At 63.4% G+C, this 17,075-nt stretch carries 14 protein-coding genes; 10 read left to right on the forward strand and 4 right to left on the reverse strand.

Going from position 1 to position 17,075, the window contains the following annotated elements; all coding sequences use genetic code 11:
* The first annotated feature begins 1 nt into the window (after position 1).
* Positions 2–865 (forward strand): alpha/beta hydrolase, encoded by an 864-nt coding sequence (locus tag G4G31_RS23790; RefSeq protein WP_229425218.1) that lies wholly within the window; start codon positions 2–4, stop codon positions 863–865.
* A gap of 236 nt (positions 866–1,101) precedes the next feature.
* On the opposite strand, the gene G4G31_RS23795 is transcribed toward G4G31_RS23790, so the two are convergent.
* Together G4G31_RS23795 and G4G31_RS23800 are read right to left on the reverse strand one after the other, a co-directional pair.
* Positions 1,102–2,961 carry a DEAD/DEAH box helicase gene (locus G4G31_RS23795; protein WP_182989664.1) on the reverse strand — a complete coding sequence of 620 codons (1,860 nt, stop codon included), beginning with the start codon at positions 2,959–2,961 and terminating at the stop codon, positions 1,102–1,104.
* Positions 2,962–3,117: 156 nt separating this feature from the next.
* The gene (locus G4G31_RS23800) at positions 3,118–5,787 is read right to left on the reverse strand and encodes a TonB-dependent receptor (RefSeq protein WP_182989665.1); all 2,670 of its coding nucleotides are present in this window, start codon (positions 5,785–5,787) and stop codon (positions 3,118–3,120) included.
* 563 nt (positions 5,788–6,350) lie between these two features.
* Between G4G31_RS23800 and G4G31_RS23805 the strand changes: the two genes are divergently transcribed.
* The 7 genes from G4G31_RS23805 to G4G31_RS23835 all read left to right on the forward strand — a co-directional run bounded on the left by G4G31_RS23805 (position 6,351) and on the right by G4G31_RS23835 (position 13,436).
* A complete protein-coding gene (locus G4G31_RS23805; RefSeq protein ID WP_182989666.1) occupies positions 6,351–8,201 on the forward strand; it encodes a glycoside hydrolase family 13 protein in 1,851 nt (616 codons plus the stop codon).
* On the forward strand, positions 8,201–10,336 hold the full coding sequence (locus G4G31_RS23810; RefSeq protein WP_182989667.1) for an amylo-alpha-1,6-glucosidase: 2,136 nt from the start codon (positions 8,201–8,203) through the stop codon (positions 10,334–10,336). The genes G4G31_RS23805 and G4G31_RS23810 overlap by 1 nt, the downstream gene beginning before the upstream one ends.
* A gap of 204 nt (positions 10,337–10,540) precedes the next feature.
* Positions 10,541–11,101, forward strand: coding sequence for a hypothetical protein (locus G4G31_RS23815; protein WP_182989668.1), 561 nt, complete (start codon positions 10,541–10,543; stop codon positions 11,099–11,101).
* The gene (locus G4G31_RS23820) at positions 10,993–11,904 is read left to right on the forward strand and encodes a hypothetical protein (protein WP_182989669.1); all 912 of its coding nucleotides are present in this window, start codon (positions 10,993–10,995) and stop codon (positions 11,902–11,904) included. Before G4G31_RS23815 ends, G4G31_RS23820 begins: the two co-directional genes overlap by 109 nt.
* Before the next feature lie 7 nt (positions 11,905–11,911).
* Positions 11,912–12,847, forward strand: a complete 936-nt coding sequence (locus G4G31_RS23825; RefSeq protein WP_182989670.1) for a hypothetical protein — start codon at positions 11,912–11,914, stop codon at positions 12,845–12,847.
* Complete coding sequence (locus G4G31_RS23830; RefSeq protein ID WP_182989671.1) at positions 12,832–13,182, forward strand: hypothetical protein; 351 nt, start codon at positions 12,832–12,834, stop codon at positions 13,180–13,182. Before G4G31_RS23825 ends, G4G31_RS23830 begins: the two co-directional genes overlap by 16 nt.
* A 2-nt stretch (positions 13,183–13,184) precedes the next feature.
* Positions 13,185–13,436, forward strand: coding sequence for a hypothetical protein (locus tag G4G31_RS23835; protein WP_182989672.1), 252 nt, complete (start codon positions 13,185–13,187; stop codon positions 13,434–13,436).
* 413 nt (positions 13,437–13,849) lie between these two features.
* Here the strand turns inward: G4G31_RS23835 and G4G31_RS23840 are convergent, their stop codons facing one another.
* Positions 13,850–14,239, reverse strand: coding sequence for a lysozyme inhibitor LprI family protein (locus G4G31_RS23840; RefSeq protein ID WP_182989673.1), 390 nt, complete (start codon positions 14,237–14,239; stop codon positions 13,850–13,852).
* A 131-nt stretch (positions 14,240–14,370) separates the two neighbouring features.
* Positions 14,371–14,916, reverse strand: coding sequence for a DUF2867 domain-containing protein (locus G4G31_RS23845; protein ID WP_182989674.1), 546 nt, complete (start codon positions 14,914–14,916; stop codon positions 14,371–14,373).
* 371 nt (positions 14,917–15,287) lie between these two features.
* Between G4G31_RS23845 and G4G31_RS29560 the strand changes: the two genes are divergently transcribed.
* Both G4G31_RS29560 and G4G31_RS23855 read left to right on the forward strand, forming a co-directional pair.
* Positions 15,288–15,785: a DUF3592 domain-containing protein gene (locus G4G31_RS29560; RefSeq protein WP_374011333.1), complete on the forward strand. Its 498-nt coding sequence runs from the start codon at positions 15,288–15,290 to the stop codon at positions 15,783–15,785.
* 402 nt (positions 15,786–16,187) lie between these two features.
* Complete coding sequence (locus tag G4G31_RS23855; protein ID WP_202033688.1) at positions 16,188–16,508, forward strand: hypothetical protein; 321 nt, start codon at positions 16,188–16,190, stop codon at positions 16,506–16,508.
* Positions 16,509–17,075: the final 567 nt, after the last annotated feature.

Here is a 17,075-nt window from a genome sequence, read left to right on the forward strand (position 1 = left end):
ATTGACCCGCTCCCTCCTCGCGCTTGCCCTGGCCGCCACGCTCTGCGGTTTTGCTTCGGCGGCCGACAACATCGCGCCGCCACCAAAGGCATCCACCGCCCTGCCTGGTGTGAGCCTGCTGCCGGAACTTCCCGAGATGCCGGCCCTGAACCGCAAGCGGCAGGTGCGCCTCTACCTGCCGCCGGGCTATGCGACCTCGAACAAGCGCTACCCGGTTCTCTACATGCACGATGGCCAGAACCTGTTCGACGATGCCACCGCCTATGCCGGCGAGTGGAAAGTCGACGAAACGCTCGATGCGCTGGCCAAGGAAGGCAAGCTGGAACTGATCGTGGTCGGCGTCGACAACGGCGGCGACAAGCGCATGACGGAACTGAACGCCTGGGACAACACGCGCTTCGGCGCCGCCGAGGGCAGGCAGTACATGGACTTCATCGTCAAGACGCTGAAACCCCTGATCGACGCCCGTTACCGCACCCTGCCCGACCGCGCGCATACCGCCATCATGGGCAGCTCGATGGGCGGGCTGGCCTCGCACTACGCGATCGCGCAGTATCCGGATGTCTTCAGCAAGGCGGGCGTGTTCTCGCCGGCCTACTGGACCGCCGAGCCCTCGTACGGCTTCATGGCGCAACATCCGCTGCCGAAGGACGCGCGGGTTTACCTGTTGATGGGCGAAAAGGAAGGCGAGTCGATGGTGCCGGATGTGGAACGCATGGCGCAGGTGGTGCGGACGAGCGGGCATCCGGCGGCGAATACGGTCTTGCGCATCGTGCCGGAACAGCGCCATAACGAGGGATTCTGGAGCGGGGAATTGCGGGCGGCGCTGCTGTGGATGTTTGCGGACCAGAAGGCGGCGCGCTAGCGTCAACGTAGGGCGGGGTGAATGTGGCCGGGGGCCTCATTCACGAGCCCACGCGGATTCAGGCAACAGCGTATCGAAACGCTGAAGGAAACGCGAACGCCAACACTCAAATACCAGCGCTACTCAGCAGCCGGTGAGACCGCGTGGGCTCAAGAGCCCACCCTACGTGCCTGCGGCGACGAAGGTATGCGGATCTATATTGAACGCGTGGACGGCCAGCCGTCCACGCGACGCCCTCACTCCGGCTTCGGTCCCTTGCGGTGCGGCTTCTTCGCGCCATCCTTCTCGGCGAAGCGGCGGTCACCGGCCTTCTTGAAGAAGGCCTTTTTCGGCGGCGGTGCTTCCTCGCCATCGCGCGTGATGTTGAGCTGCTGGCCCGCGACCCACACGCCCTTCAGGTGGCCGAGCAGGTCGTTGGGCAGGTCGGCCGGCAGGTCCAGGGTGCTGAAGTCGTCGTAGATTTCGATGCGGCCGATCAGCTTGGAGTCGATGTTCGCTTCGTTGGCGATCGCGCCGACGATGTTGCCCGGCTTGACGCCATTCACATGGCCGACTTCGATGCGGTAAGTCGCCATGCCCGCTTCCGGCGTGCGCATCACGCGCTCCTTCTTGAAGCCGGTGCTGGCGCCGCTGTTGGCCCCGAACTCGCGCTGCGGACGGGCCGGACGGTCTTCCCAGTTGGGTGCCGCATCGCGCGGCGCACGCGGCAGGCGCTCGACGAAGTCGGTGCGCGATGGGCGCTCTTCCCAGCTCGACGGCTTGGCTTCGCGGTCCGGCTTTTCCAGCAGCAGCGGAACGTCGCCACGGCCGAGCTTTGCCAGCGCGGCGGCGATGTCCACCGCCGGCACGTTGTTCTCGCGCTCGTAGTCCTCGATCAGCGAGCGGAACTGCTCCAGGCCGCCCGCTTCCAGGGTTTCCGTGATCTGGTCCTTGAATTTCGCGATGCGCACATCGTTCACCGCCTTGATCGTCGGCAGCGTCAGCGCCGCCACCGGCTGGCGCGTGGCGCGTTCGATGGCTTTGAGCAGCCCGCGCTCGCGCGGCGTGATGAACAGGATGGCGTCGCCGCTGCGGCCGGCGCGGCCGGTACGGCCGATGCGGTGGGTATAGCTTTCCGGATCCGACGGCACGTCGTAGTTGATGACATGGCTGATGCGTTCGACGTCGAGGCCGCGCGCGGCGACGTCGGTGGCGACCAGGATGTCGATCTTGCCGTTCTTGAGCTGCTCGATGGTGCGCTCGCGCTGCACCTGGGCCATGTCGCCGTTGATGGCAGTGGCCGCGAAGCCGCGTGCCTGCAGCTTCGTTGCCAGTTCCTCGGTACCGAGCTTGGTGCGCGCAAAAATGATCATGCCGTCGAAAGGCTCGGCTTCCAGGATGCGCGTCAGCGCTTCCAGCTTCTGCATGCCCGACACCAGCCAGTAGCGCTGGGTGATGTTGTCGGCGGTGCCGGTTTTTGCCGCCACCGTGACTTCAGCCGGGTTGCGCAGGTAGGTCTTGGCAATGCGCGCGATCGCCGACGGCATGGTGGCCGAGAACAGCGCGATCTGGCGCTCTTCGGGAATGCGCTTGAGGATGGCTTCGACGTCGTCGATGAAGCCCATGCGCAGCATTTCGTCGGCTTCGTCGAGCACCAGGGTTTTCAGCTGCGACAGGTCGAGCGAACCCTTCTCCATGTGATCGATCACGCGGCCCGGGGTGCCGACGATGATCTGCACGCCACGGCGCAAGGCCTGCAGCTGCGGACCGTAGCTCTGGCCGCCGTAGATCGGCAGCACGGCGAAATTCTTCATGTGCGCGGCGTAGCTCTGGAAGGCTTCCGCCACCTGGATCGCCAGCTCGCGCGTCGGCGCCAGCACCAGGGCCTGCGGCGCGTGCTGCTTGGTGTCGATGCGGGCCAGCACCGGCAGCGCGAAGGCCGCGGTCTTGCCGGTACCGGTCTGCGCCTGCCCCAGCACGTCGCGCCCTTCCAGCAGCAAAGGAATGGTGGCTGCCTGGATTGGCGACGGCGTCTCGTAGCCAACGTCCTTCAGGGCCTTGAGGAGGGGCGCCGGCAGGTTAAGGTCGGAAAACGATGGGATGGGGGTGTCAGACATGGATGAGTTGCTCTTAAATTGAAACGGAAGCGACAGTTTACACCGTCGTCCGCGGAGGCGTGGCTAAATTGCCACCAGTCCTCATTTTTGCGGTGAGGAAAAGAAAAAAGCCCTTGCAGGCATGGCCTGCAAGGGCTTGCTGTGATGCGGATGAAATTACAGTTTGTAATTCAGACCCAACAGCATTTGACGGCCATATTTCACATAGCCGCGTGGACGGTCCGGCGAACCCGCATAGGTCTGGAAGTCGGTGTCGGTCAGGTTATTCACCTGGAACAGCACCGACAGGCCCTTCACTTGCGGGATGTCGTAACCGAGCTGCATGTCGACCACGGTGTCGCCCTTGACGAAGGTCAGCTCGCTGGCGCCGCCGATGCCGCCGATCTCGCCAACGAAGTCGCTGCGGCGACGGCCGCTGACGCGGGCCGAGAAGCCGTTCGCCTCGTAGTAGCCGGTCACGTTGAACACGCGCTTGGACAGGCCTGGCAGCGGGATATCCATGCTGCCGAAACGCTGGTCCTTGATCGCGATCTGGCTGCTGGTGAACGAGGCGTTGGCGGTGACGCCGAAGCCGGCCAGCATCGGGTGCAGCACTTCCAGCGGGGTCGACACGGCGAACTCGAGGCCGGCGATGCGGCCGCCGTCGCCGTTCTTCGGCTGGTTCATGGTGCCGATGTTGCTGGTGGCGCCTTCCAGGCGGTACTCCGAGAAGTCACGCGGCACGGTGATGTTGTAGATGTACGACTTCAGGTCCTTGTAGAAACCGGCAGCCGACACATAGCCCTTCTTGGCGAAGTACTTTTCGTAGGACAGGTCGATCTGGTTGGCGCGCCATGGATCCAGCTGGGCGTTGCCGCCGTTGCCGTACGGCGTACCGGTGCTCTGCTGGGTCAGGCCGACTTCCAGCGCGGCGTTCAACTGGTCGAGACGGGCGCGTGCCAGCGTGCGGCCGACGCCGAAGCGCAGGACCTGGTCTTCCGGCAGGGTCCAGGCCAGGTTCAGGCTAGGCAGGTAGTCGGTGTACTTCTTGCCGTCGGTGAGCGGCACCAGGTCGGCGAACGGCCAGGCGCGCAGCGTGTTCGCGGTCGAGCTCTGGTCGGTCTTGACGACCTGCACGCCGACGTTACCGCGCAGCGGCATGGCCATCAGTTCGGTGTCGATGTTGAGCTTGACGTAGCCGGTCTTGACCTTCTCGTCGATCGACCAGTTCTTGGTCGCGCCCCAAGGCACCAGGATGGCCGGGGTGTACGGGCCGAAGTTCTGGGCCAGCACGCCGTTGATGTCCCAGCTCAGGGTGTTCGGCAGCGCGTACAGGTCTTGCGAGCCGTTGACCACGTTGGCTGCGAAGCTGCCGTCGCCCAGCTTCGAGAAGCCGGTTTCCAGGTGCTGCTTTTCCTTCTCGCGCTTCGAGACGTTGAAGCCGACTTCGACGCTGCTGAACGGGCCGTTGCCGAACTTGTATTCGACGCTGGCACGGGCCGAGTTCAGCCTGTCGGTCATGTGCGGGGCGTTGACATAGCCTTCGCCGAACTGGCCGCCGATGCGGATGTCGGCCGGGTTGTCGTAGCTGCCCGACAGGTTCAGGTTCGGGATGGCGCCGTTGCCGTAGTCGAAGCCGAGGGTCTGGCGGGTGGCGCGGCCGGCGTTGATCTCGACCAGCTCTTCCTTGTGATCGGCCTTCGAGTGGGAGAGGTCGATGATGCCGACCCAGTCGCCCGAGGTGAAGCGGTTGTTCCAGCCGAACGCGGTCAGCTTGTCGTCGCGCGACATGCGGTTGTTGCGCACGACCGGATTGACGTCGGTGGCGGTGCCGCTGACCATCACGCCGTTGACGATCTTCCCGTTGGTGAAGCCGACGGTGCCGTCGTCCTTCAGCGGGATTTCCATGCCGCGGCGGACTTCGTCCTGGTCGAAGCGCGAGTGGTACACGTCCAGGGTCGAGCTGAAGTTGCGGTTCGGGCGGTACTCAAGAACGCCCATCAGGCCGTCACGGACCTGGTTGCCGGTGGTGGCGAGGGCCTTCATGCCTTTCGGGACCTTGGCGGCCTGGCCATCCACGGTGCCGTCGACCCAATCCCAGGTCTCGAACTGTTCCGAGACGTTCGGCTTGTCCTGGCGCGCGTAGCCGATGGCCACGCCGATGGTGCGGTTGGCGAACTGGTCGACGTAGGAAGCGCTGACGCGGTTGCCGGTGTCCGGCGAACCGGCGCTGACTTCGCCCTTCGAATTGCGCTCGCCGCGCACGTTCAGGCTGATCGAGCGCTCGCGCAGCGACAGCGGCTTGATGGTCTGCAGGTCGACGGTGCCCGACAGGCCCTGGCCGACGAGGCCGGCGTCGCTGGTTTTGTAGACGGTGACGCCGTTGATCAGTTCGGACGGGTACTGGTCGTATTCGACGGTACGGTTCGAGCTGGTGCTGACCTGTTCGCGGCCGTTGAGCAAGGCGGTCGACAGGTCGCCCGAGGTGCCGCGGATGCTGATCTGCTGCGCCTGGCCATTGACGCGCTGGGCCGACAGGCCCGGCAGGCGTGCCAGCGATTCGGCGATCGAGATGTCCGGCAGCTTGCCGATGTCTTCGGCGGAAATGGCTTCGACGACGCCGGTGGCGTCGCGCTTGACGGCGATTGCGTTTTCGATCGCGCGGCGGATGCCGGTGACCTGGACGGTCTGGATCGGCGCCTCGGCCGCTGGCTCGGTGACCGCGGTTTGTGCGGTGGCGTTACCGGCCATGACCGATACGAAAATGGCGCAGCCGACCGCGACCGGGCTCAGCTGGAATGCAAGGCCTGCCGTGTTTGCAGTGCGCTTGTGTGCGGAATGTTTCATTTGTCCCCTCAGATCAATACGACGTAATTTCCCGAAGACAGCTGCAGAGCCACGGCACGGGAGCGAGTTCAACGTTCTTTTGGACGTTCTGGCAAGAATTCTGTACTAAAACTAGATGCACTGTCAACGAGAGTTCATTTCCACTACGCTATTCGCGAAGCCATAGCCCCGTTATATAGAATGAAACAGCAATTCGTTGTATGCCAGCTACATAAACATCCCTACAGCGTTGTAGTCGGACTACAAGTTGCTTGCTTTTCACCATCTGGGGGCGAAAATGCACCAACAGGGTGCGCGCTCAACCAGGCCCGTACAAACAGACAGTTCACCTGGCCAGTTTCCGGAAGACGAATTGCAATGCAGAAATTTTTGAGCGATGTCGCGTCAGAGCCCTGTATGTACCTAAACTAGATCACCCTTGGCGTTGCCCAGTCCATGCGCGTGGTGTATTCTCAGCCCATTGGCAGAGCCACAAGCCTGTACTTTGCCATGCTTGCCCTGGATTGTTCTGTAGCCAAACTACGATCTATTGGCCAGCTCGACTACTTTTACCGCGAGTGTCCATGAAGCGATCCTTGGCAGCCCTCCTCCTGACCACCCTTTCACTGGCTGCAAGCGCCGATTCCCCACCCGCCATCGAGCACGTCGAACCGCCCTTCTGGTGGACCGGCATGGCGCACAAGGGGGTGCAGCTGATGGTCCACGGCGCCGGCATCGGCCTGTTGCAGCCGACAATCGACCACCCGGGTGTGCGCCTTGTATCGAGCACGCGCGTGGCCAATCCGAATTACCTGTTCATCGACCTCGAAGTCGGGCTTGATGCACAGCCGGGCAGTTTCGATATCGTCCTGACTGGCCAGGGGCGCAGCGAACGCCACCCTTACCTGCTGCGCGCACGCGAGACGGGATCGAAGCAGCGCCAGGGCTTCGGCAACGGCGACGCCATCTACCAGATCATGCCGGACCGCTTCGCCAACGGCGATCCAGGCAACGACAATGTCCCCGGCCTGCTCGAACGTGCCGACCGCAGGGCCGGCGGCGGGCGCCACGGCGGCGACATCCAGGGCGCGATCGACCGCCTCGACTACATCGCCGGCCTCGGTTTCACCCAGCTCTGGCCCACGCCCCTGGTCGAAAACGACATGCCCGCCTATTCGTATCACGGCTACGCCGCCACGAATCACTACCGCATCGATCCGCGCTACGGCAGCAACGAGGACTTCGTGCGCCTGTCGCGCGAAGCGAAAAAGCGCGGCATCGGCCTGATCCAGGACGTGGTGCTGTCGCACATCGGCAAGGGACACTGGTGGATGAAAGACCTGCCCACGCCGGACTGGGTCAACTTCGGCGGCCGCTTCGTGCCCACGGCGCACCACCGCGTCGCCGTGCAGGACAAGTATGCCGCCCAGGCCGACAGCCGCAACTTCACGGCCGGCTGGTTCGCACCAGGCATGCCCGACCTGAACCAGACCAACCCGCTGGTGGCCACTTACCTCATCCAGAACAACATCTGGTGGATCGAATACGCGGGCCTCTCCGGCCTGCGCATCGACACCTACAGTTATTCGGACGGCGCCTTCCTGACGGAATATACAAAGCGCCTGATGCGCGAATACCCCGAGCTGAACCTGGTTGGCGAGGAATGGAGCACGCGCGTACCGGTGGTCGCACGCTGGCAGCGGGGCAAGGCCAACTTCGACGGCTATACCTCCTCCCTGGCCAGCCTGATGGACTTCCCGTTGGTCGATGCGATGCGCTCGGCCCTCGCCAAGCCAGGCGAGAACGGCCTGAACGAGGTCTACGAAACGCTCTCGCTCGACTACCTGTACCCGGAGCCCGACAAGCTGGTCCTCTTCGGCGGCAACCACGACATGGCGCGCATGGTCAGCGCCGTCGGCGGCGACTTCGCGCGCTGGCGCATGAACCTGGTCTTCCTGATGACGATGCCGCGCATCCCGCAGTTCTATAGCGGCGACGAGATCCTGATGACCAGCACGACCGAAGGCCGCGACGACGCCAGCTACCGGCTCGACTTCCCCGGCGGCTGGCGCGGCGACAAGGTCGATGCCTTCACCGGCACAGGCCTGGACGCGCAGCAGCGCGCGGCCCAGGACCTGGTGCGCAAGCTGGCCAACTGGCGCAAGAGCGAGCCCGTCATCCACAGCGGGCGCCTGATGCAGTTCGGGCCCGAGCACAATACCTGGGTCTACTTCCGCTATAACAAGGACAAGCGCATCATGGTCGCGATGAACAACAACGACAAGGAAATGCGTCTGCCGGCGGCGCGCTTCCAGGAGATGCTGAAAGGGACCGCTTCCGGTGTCGATGTCCTGACCGGGAAGACGGTCAGCCTGGCGGACGAATTGCGTCTTGCACCGAAGTCCGTGCTGCTGGTCGAACTGCCGGGGGCGTGATGAAGACGATCCACGGCATCGCCCTTGCCATCGCTCTCGCCGCCGCCTTCAACCTGGCCCATGCGGTGAACAAGCCGGGCGTCGACGCGTTTTTCGATGCCATGACCATCGAGGCCGCCCCCGGCCAGCAGGCGCGCTTTGTCGCCGGCGACAACCTGGCCGGCTACTTCGAGGGATTCACGCACAGCGTCGACGCCGGAGCCGGCTATGTCTTCAAGAGCGGCACGGTCTTCCACAACTACCTGAGTCTCGTCGACGGTGCCCGCAACGAGCGTGCCAGCGGCCGCGAACGGGTACTGCCCTACGGCCACCGGGTCGACTACGCCAACGGCAGCAGCGAGGAACTGGCGCTGCTCTCGAAACAGCGGGCGCTGGCGCTGCGGGTAAGCGCCGCCCAGCCAGCACGGCTGGCATTGCGTGCGCTGCTGAAGACGCAAGGCGCCGTCATGCAATCCGACGGTGTCGTGATCGTCGCGCCAGGCAAGGATGCGCGCCTGTACATGGCGCTGGCGACCGACCGCCCGTTCACGCTGGAAGAAGGCCTGACCCTGCGCGCCACGGCGCCAGGCACATCGCTGCTGGTCGTGGCCGCCTTTGCCGACAGCGCCCACGAGGCGGCAGCGCGTGCGCGCGCGCTCGCCGCGGGCGACCCGATCGGCGACGAACGCCGCGCGACCTACGCCGCCCTCACGCGCAGCTACCTGGCGACGAACGACACGGAATACGACAAGGCGCTGAACTGGGCCAAGGCGTCGTCGCGCCTGTTCGTGGTCGACGAATACGGCGCCGGCATCTGGGCCGGCCTGCCCCGGTTCCGCGAGAACTGGGGCCGCGACACCTTCATCGCCCTGCCCGGTACCCTGCTGGTCTCGGGCGAATTCGACAGTGCCCGCGCCGTGCTGGCGAACTTTGCGCGCTACCAGAACCTGCGCACGCCGCGCGACGCCGACTACGGCCGCATCCCGAACCGCGTGTCGCCCGACGAGATCATCTACAACACGGTCGACGGCACGCCCTGGATGCTGCGCGAAGCCTTCGAATACATCCGCTACACGGGCGACCGTGCTTTCGCCGCCGACATGTACAAACTTGCCGTGCCCTACTTCGAGGGAGCGATCGCCAACCACGTCGACAGCGATGGCCTCTTGCGCCACGCAGCCTCGGACACCTGGATGGATGCGCGGGTCGAGAACCCGACCCACCAGCCCTGGTCGGACCGCGGCCCGCGCGCAGTCGAGATCCAGGCGCTCTGGTACACGGCGCTGCAGACCGGCGCCTGGTTTGCCGAACAAGCGGGCGACACCGGTCGCGCGCAGCAGTGGCGTGCCCTCGCTTCCAAAGCCCAGGCCAGCTTCCTGCGCCTGTTCTGGGATGGCGAGGTCATGGCCGATCGCCTGCGCCAGGACGGCAGCCGCGATGTGAAAGTGCGCCCGAACCAGCTGATGCTGGCGTCGATTCCTTTCGACGACTTCGTGCCGCCGGCCGTGCAGGCGCGCGTCACGCGCAACGCCGTCTCGCAGCTGCTCTACCCCTATGGCATCGCTTCGCTCAGCCAGGACGACCCGACCTTCCATCCGCGCCACGAGAATCCCGCCTTCCACCACAAGGACGCGGCCTACCACAACGGCACCATCTGGGGCTGGAACGCGGGCTTCACCGTCACGGCCCTGAACCGCTTCGGCTACCAGGACATGGGCTGGGCGCTGACGCAGAACCTGGGCCGGCAGATCCTCGGGCTCGGCACGCTCGGCACGCTCGGCAGCATGAGCGAGAACCTGGACGCGCTGCCCCACGAAGGCGGGCGCCTGCAGCCGACCGGCACCTTCGCCCAGTCCTGGGCGTGGCCGAATATGCGCGCAACGCCTACCAGGATTACGTCGGCTTCCGCCCCGACCTGGCGGAAAATACCCGGCCTTCGAGCCGGCGATCCCCGCCGCCCGGAAGCGCTTCGAGGCGATCCTGCCCTTCGGCCAGGGCGAGTCGCTCGACGTCGATTTTCGCCGCGTGCATGGCGGCCAGCGCTGGGCCCCTGCGCCTGCGCGGCAAGGAGGCGCGTACGCTGCGCATGGCCTGGCTGGACGCCGACAAAAGTCGCGCGCAGACCACGTTCAGGCTGGTGCCGGGCAAGACGGTGACCCTGGCCCTGCATGGCAAGCGCGCGACCCTCGACGGCCGCGCGCTCGCAAGCCGGCCAGTGCGCGCTTCGTATGCCGCCACGATCGGCACGCTGCGCTTCGTCGATCCAAAACCCTACCGCAGCGAGGACTTCCCGATGCTGCGCAGCAGGACGCGCTGCGTGGCATCATCGAACGACACGAGTACCGCTGACAGGAGCACGCATGAACCGATCGCACCCGCTGCTGGCCATCCTGGCCGGCGCGATGAGTTGCGCAGCCGTCGCCGCCGATCCTGGCCCGCTGCGCCAGGAGATGTTCGTGCGCGGGGGCTTCAACGGCTGGGGTACCACCCACCCTTTGCGCCACCGGGGCGGTGGTGTCTACCAGGCCGATGTGCTGGTCGCCCCGGGCAATCATGGCTTCAAGCTGGGCAGCGCCGATTGGGGCCGCGAGTGGACAGCGGCGGCCGCTACGCCACGTGCGCCGGTCGCAGCCGGTGCCACCGTACCGCTGGCAACGCATGCCGGGCCGGAAGCGACGCTCTTCGTGCGCAGCACCGCTACCTACCGCTTCACGCTCGACGCCAGCCGCCCGCAGCGCCCACGCTACGCGTCGAGCGCCTGGCCGTCCCCAGCGGCACGGCAGCCATCGACCCGCATGCGGGCCATGCGCGCGTGGCAACGCTCAGCTACCCCACCTTCGACGGCAAGCGCGAGAGCGCGCGCTTTTCGCTGCTGGACCCCGAAGCCCAGCTGCGCACCTACGTGCACTCGACGACCTTGAATCTGCGGGACCCGCTGCCGCAGCACACGCGCTACAGCGAAGCCGCCGGTCAAGCCTATACGCGCAGCGGCAACCTGGCCTTCGACGCCCTGTTCGCGCTGGCGTCCAGCGAGATGCGCCAGGACGCGGTCAGCCATATCCGCGACGGCAACTACAAGGGCGGGGAGCCGATTCCCTGCGCCTGCTTCGAGACCGGCGAGCAGTGGCATTACGTGTGGACGCGCGACCTGTCGTATGCGGCCGACCTGTCGCTGGCCATGTTCGATCCGGCGCGCGTGCGCAATTCGCTGCTGTTCAAGCTCGCGCCCTACCGTGCCGGCGTGCCGAAGGCGCCGCAGGTGGCGGGTACGAAAGATGGCCTGCAGATCGTGCAGGACACGGGCAGCGGCGGCAGCTGGCCGGTCAGCACCGACCGCGTCACACGGGCCTTTGCCGCCGATGCGACCCTGCGCCAGTTGCCGCCCGCCGAGCGCAGTGTTTTTGCGCGCCAGGCGCTGGCTGCGCTCACCAACACGATCGAAAACGACCGCCTTGCCGTCTTCGACCCGATTGACGGCCTGTATCGGGGCGAAGCATCCTTCCTCGACTGGCGCGACCAGAGCTACGCCGCCTGGATCGTCGATGACCTGGCGGCGATGGCGAGCAGCAAGGCGCTGTCGACCAATGTCGCGCACTACGCGGCCCAGGGGCTGGCCGCGCGCCTGGCAGGCGAGGCCGGCGACAAGGAGCGCGCCACGCGCTACACGGCCTGGGCGCTTGCGTTGAAAAAAAAAGGCGATCAATGCGCGTCTCTGGCTGGCTGATGCCGGCATGTACAGCAGCCTCACCGCAAACCACGTCGACGGCGCGGCCCTGCACAAATTCGATTGGCTCGGCCAGGCATTGGCGATCGTCACGGGCGTGGCTGACGCTAACCAAACGCGCAGCATCCTGGCGCACTACCCGCACGGCCCGATGGGCGCGCCCGTGATCTGGCCGCAGCAGCCGGGCATGCCTGTCTACCACAACCGGGCTTTATGGCCGTTCGTGACGGCCTACGGCTTGCGCGCGGCGGCGATCGGCCGCAACGATGCCGTGGCCGATGCCGCCTACGATACGCTGATGCGCGGCGCGGCACTCAACATGTCGAACATGGAGAACCTCGAGTGGCTGACTGGCCAGCCACTGCTGCTCGACGAACGGCACCCGGAGCTTACCGGCCCCGTCATCAATTCGCGCCGCCAGCTATGGTCGGTCGGCGCCTACCTCGGCATGGTCGTGAACAACGTCTTTGGCGTGACGGCGCAGGACGAGGGCATTGCGCTGCGCCCCTTCGTCACCGCCAGGCTGCGGCGCGAAACCTTCGGCAATACCGACCAGCTGACCCTGCACGACCTGCGCCTGCGCGGCAAGCGCCTGGGCGTGCGCCTGCTGCCGCCCGCGGCCAGCCAGGGGTCGGGCTACCATCCCGTCGAACGGGTGCTGCTGAACGGCGCGCAGGTCGCCGGCACGATTCCCCGGGCGCAGCTTCAGGATGGCGACATGATCGAAGTGGCGCTGGGCGCGGTGGTCCAGGGCGACAGCGGCATCCGCCGCGTCGATGCGGACCCGTATGCCGAGTCGCCCGCTGTGTTCGGCCCGCGCGAGCCCCGCATCGACAGCTGGAACAGGACGCTGGCCATGCACGGCTGCGCTTCAAGGCGGGCGACGACAAGGAAGTCGTCTACAAGGTTTACCGGGATGGCGAACTGGTGGCCGCGCAGCTGACGGCCGGCAGCTGGCGCGACCCGCAAGCCCATCCGTACGCCTGCTACGCGGTCGAGGCGCAGTTCGCCGGCTCCGGCAACCGCAGCCATCACAGCCAGCCGCAGTGCGCCGGGCCGGTCAGCGAGATCGCCGTGCTTGACGCGCGCGTGTCCTCGAACGTGAAGCTTGCCGCGACCAGGGCGCGCCCTATCTCGCTGGCTGGGGCGCACCGGCCGACCGCTTCGACCTGCGCGACCTGCGCATCGACGCCGCCGGCGACTATCGGATCCAGCTGCGCTATCGGAACGAGGCCAACCAGATCAATCTCGGCATCAGCGCCGGCGTCAAATGGCTGAGCGTGGAAGACGGCAAGGGCCGCACGGTGGCGCAAGGCGTGATAACGCTGCCGCACACCCGTCCCGACGGCCCGGCCGGGCTGTCGACACCATTGTCCGCGCGCCTGCAGCCCGGCAGCTACCGTATCCGCCTGCGCGATTTTTATAACATGAGCTACCTGGAGAGCAATGCCAGCTTCAGCGGCGCCGGCGGCAGCGGCGGTCCGTCGAACCGCTTCGACCTTTATGGCATCCGTGTGCAGCGCGTGGAGTGATCAGAAGGCGCCCCTCCCGGTTTTGAACCAGGCCGTCCGTCGGTCGGCGCATGCCGCCCTCACTGTTAACGAACATGAGGCAGGTTGCAGGCTGCCAGCTCAGCCGAGGCAAAACCGTTTTTTCATCGTCCCGGCTTCTGCCGCCTTGTAAGTAAGGAAGCACAGGAGCGCAAAAGAGAGCAGTATTGGCCACCAACTCCAAAGCAGTATTGCTGCATACGGGCTGACGGACCCTGTTATCGCACCCCACACCATTGCAGTGTTCCTCCATGCTCTGGAAGGAATGACGACCCACAACTCGCCGCAGCTTCGACACCTCAAAGAGTTCTGAAAGACGCTAGCGAAAACAATCCCAAGTATCGGCAGCGTCGGCTTTTTACATCTTTCACATTGCTTGGCCATGGTTGAATTCGCTAGTGCTTTGCCAGTTCTTCGAGTTCGGAGGCCCGCTCGCTTCGTGCCGTCACCTCGCACTCGGCTGCAAACATACGCGCCGAGGTGCCGCCATCGGGATCGTAATAGAACCGACAGTTCGCTTCAGTGTATTTGCCCCAAAGACGCTGTGCTTCAAGCAGTTGCTTCTTGCGCTCTCCCTTGAGGGACCCCATCAAGTTTCGATAGGCTGTGTTCAAACGCTTGTCTTGACGGGCATATTCCCCCGAAATGCACTCGAGCACTGCCGGGTCTACGGCGCCCGCCCTATCGATGCACTGCCCGTATTCTTTTGTTCGCGGTGCATTCTCTGCCCCATACGACAACGAGCTCGCGAAAAGCAGCAATGAAGCCAATCCGATTTTTGTCACGTCGGCACCTGTGGGTGAGGAGAAACTGCGCTGTAATGAACGACCATTGTTGGCCGAATGCAGAAGTTCAGAATTGCTCAGTGTACGGTGTTGTGGCTATCAAGACGAACGCGAGGTTTTGTCAGGCGCTTTTAATGCCGCGGGACGGCCGCAGGCCAACCGATCCGCCCCGCCCGCCGCAGGCTGGCCTTGACGACCATGCGGTGGAAGGGCGCGATCACGAAGAGATAGACGCGTCCCAGCAGGTTATGGCAGTGCACGACCGTGGAAACGGTAAGCTGGGGCGTAGCGCTGCCCGAACACAGCACCGACACGCGAAAGTCGAGGTGCCGGTCGTCCTCGCCGACCACGATCTCCGTGTCGCTCGTGCTGTAGACCTTGAAGATGCCGACCCTGCCCGCCCGCGCAGTGCTCTCCAGCGTGGCCAGATGCTTACCGGTCTTTAGCCCGAGCCTGCCGACGATCGTGTCGCGGATACGCATGAGCATACCGACCCAGGCCGGCTGCTGCGCGAAGAGGAAGCGCGCTAGCACATCCGGATCGCGCGCTGCACCCTGCGGCAGGCGGATCGAAAAAGCATCGGCGAGATGTACCGTCTCGTAGACCCCGGTGACACCAGACTGCGCAGGGAGCGGAACCGCGGCAACGGCGGTGGCGAGGGCAAATTCACTGGACATGCGCACTCCTTGGGATGGCAGGGTCAACGCGAAAAACTTGGCTTTTTTGCAAATAGGATTATGGGCCCCGGCTGTGCTATGCGTCAATGAGTGGTCGGGCTAGCGCTGTGTAATGCGCTGTCCCATGCGCGATCGGGGTATGCGGGAAAGCGATTGGCTACCGCTAGCGCTGGCCTATCAACACTTCGCAACTTTCCCAAGTAGCAACAGCTTCCGCTAAACTGGTCGCCCGAGGAACGTCTGCGATCGGCTAAGAATCGACATGAATGGATCAGTCATTCGTGCACCGATGGAAGAATGGGAGCCGGCCTATGCCGTCGCTTTCCCGTACGCGCCGATTACCAAACACCATTACCAGAAAAGACAAGCATATGTGGAATTGGGCAGTCGATAGGGGCTATGCACCGCCCTGGTTATGGAAAGCAGCTCCCCTGATCCTGCTCATCGTAGTCTCCTTCAGTCTACCGACATTGCTGGAGCAGGGTTACCGCCCTTTCATGGAGATGGGGTCCGTTCAAGGCAGACTCAGTCATGTCGACATTACAAAGTGTAATTCCTACAAGGGGCAGACCTCATGGACCCCACTGGTGAGCTATGAATACACCCTTCCATCAGGGAAATATACAGGGGTTAGGTTTTCCATCGAGCGGGTCTGCGCTTCCCGGGAGCGACTGGAACAGGACATGCGCCACCTCGAGCCAGGTCAGCCCATTACCGTGTTCTACAACAAAAGCCATCCCCGCTTTGCAATGTTGAAGAAGCCAGGGTCACTGTTGTCGATGTATCTTTACCAGTCGCTCCTTGGGTTGGGCGCCATCCTTATTCTTTGGAACAGCATCCGACTGACACGGGAACGAGCACTCCCGTAGCAAGTCGCCGAGAAAAACAAAGCGTGCTTTGCAAATATGCGGCCCCTGATGAGTACACGCTGCAGCTACAGCTCGACTTGAGCTTCTTCTTTCGGCGCTAGCTGTTACGACCTGCGAGCTTAAGGTCCGCAATGGGTCCAGGCTGTGTAAAAACGCAAAGTCGGCGGCATGGCGACGACACTCGACCTCTCAAAACGCCCGCTACGGCGCTTTCTCGATGCCGGGAATGGTGAAGAGACCCCTGAAAACACACGGATCTCGCGTTTTTACACAGCCTGGGTCGTAAGCGAACGTACGCCGGGGCAAGTCTTCTCCTAAAATTTCCTTCCAAACAACATATCCGGTACACTGACCGCTTGACGAACGTCTGCGATCGGCCAAGAGCGGACCTAAGGGGACACGATGGAATGGCAGCCAATCTCAGAAGCGTCCCTGTGGGATGCGATCATCGGTGCGGAAGGACGGATGAATCCCCAAGTGTTTCGCTTTTGGGAAGCTATCAAAATATTATCGCCTGAAAAGTGGAGTGAAGAAAGGTATGGCTCGGTTGGGGGAGGTTTTTGGGTCGTGGCCATCATGGGTAACCGTGTACTTTGGTTCAACGATATTGAGGACGGGTTTAACTGGTCGTCGTATGTCGTCTGGGGACGTCTCGCTGAGTACTTTTGCAATCAAGATGAGCTCGAACTGGCTGTTCAGAAGGGGTTGAATATTTTCGAATAGGCCGTTGCCAAAGTACTTCCCAAGCGGTGGTGGCAGTGCACGCGAAGAGCTAAGGTGAAGGTCCGCTCCGGGTCGGGAGCTGCCTGTCGCGACAGGCAGAAAACGGCTAGAAGCAATGTGATGGACTTTCTCCTCCCCCGAAGGGTCAGTCGGTCTTAATGCGTTGGCTACATACACTTCAATCACTGGATTTCCGAATGGCAGTTGAATCCGTACGTAAGATCTTTTGGCTTCTCTTATTTCTGGAGGCAATCCTCATACTTATAAGTGATCATGTAGCGCTAAAACATCTGCGGGTTACCCAATTCGGAGAACGTGGAAATGAAGAGATATTAAATAATCTGCTTCGATCCTTAAATCTAGGAATTGTAATAATTTACGCTTCTGCTATTGCAACTTCAATTAGAATCAAAAGTTTGCTTGGAAGCGAACCGTTGCCAAGTAGGCTAAAAAATCTGAGTATAGCCGTCGTATGGCCGGTTATTGTGTTTTTGTTCTATGGTTATCTGATCGGTTACTCCGCGAGCTAAAAATTGATCACAGATTCCTGTTGTTCCAGTAACGACT

Origin of the sequence: Massilia sp. Se16.2.3 (genome assembly GCF_014171595.1) — a bacterium.
GTDB lineage: Bacteria > Pseudomonadota > Gammaproteobacteria > Burkholderiales > Burkholderiaceae_D > Telluria.

Bases quoted from the DNA above. Each gene is read 5' to 3' on its own strand.
- G4G31_RS23795 (WP_182989664.1), bottom strand. From the start codon at position 2,961: ATGTCTGACACCCCCATCCCATCGTTTTCCGACCTTAACCTGCCGGCG.
- G4G31_RS23800 (WP_182989665.1), bottom strand. From the start codon at position 5,787: ATGAAACATTCCGCACACAAGCGCACTGCAAACACGGCAGGCCTTGCA.
- G4G31_RS23805 (WP_182989666.1), top strand. From the start codon at position 6,351: ATGAAGCGATCCTTGGCAGCCCTCCTCCTGACCACCCTTTCACTGGCT.
- G4G31_RS23810 (WP_182989667.1), top strand. From the start codon at position 8,201: ATGAAGACGATCCACGGCATCGCCCTTGCCATCGCTCTCGCCGCCGCC.
- G4G31_RS23815 (WP_182989668.1), top strand. From the start codon at position 10,541: ATGAACCGATCGCACCCGCTGCTGGCCATCCTGGCCGGCGCGATGAGT.
- G4G31_RS23825 (WP_182989670.1), top strand. From the start codon at position 11,912: ATGTACAGCAGCCTCACCGCAAACCACGTCGACGGCGCGGCCCTGCAC.
- G4G31_RS23845 (WP_182989674.1), bottom strand. From the start codon at position 14,916: ATGTCCAGTGAATTTGCCCTCGCCACCGCCGTTGCCGCGGTTCCGCTC.
- G4G31_RS29560 (WP_374011333.1), top strand. From the start codon at position 15,288: ATGTGGAATTGGGCAGTCGATAGGGGCTATGCACCGCCCTGGTTATGG.
- G4G31_RS23855 (WP_202033688.1), top strand. From the start codon at position 16,188: ATGGAATGGCAGCCAATCTCAGAAGCGTCCCTGTGGGATGCGATCATC.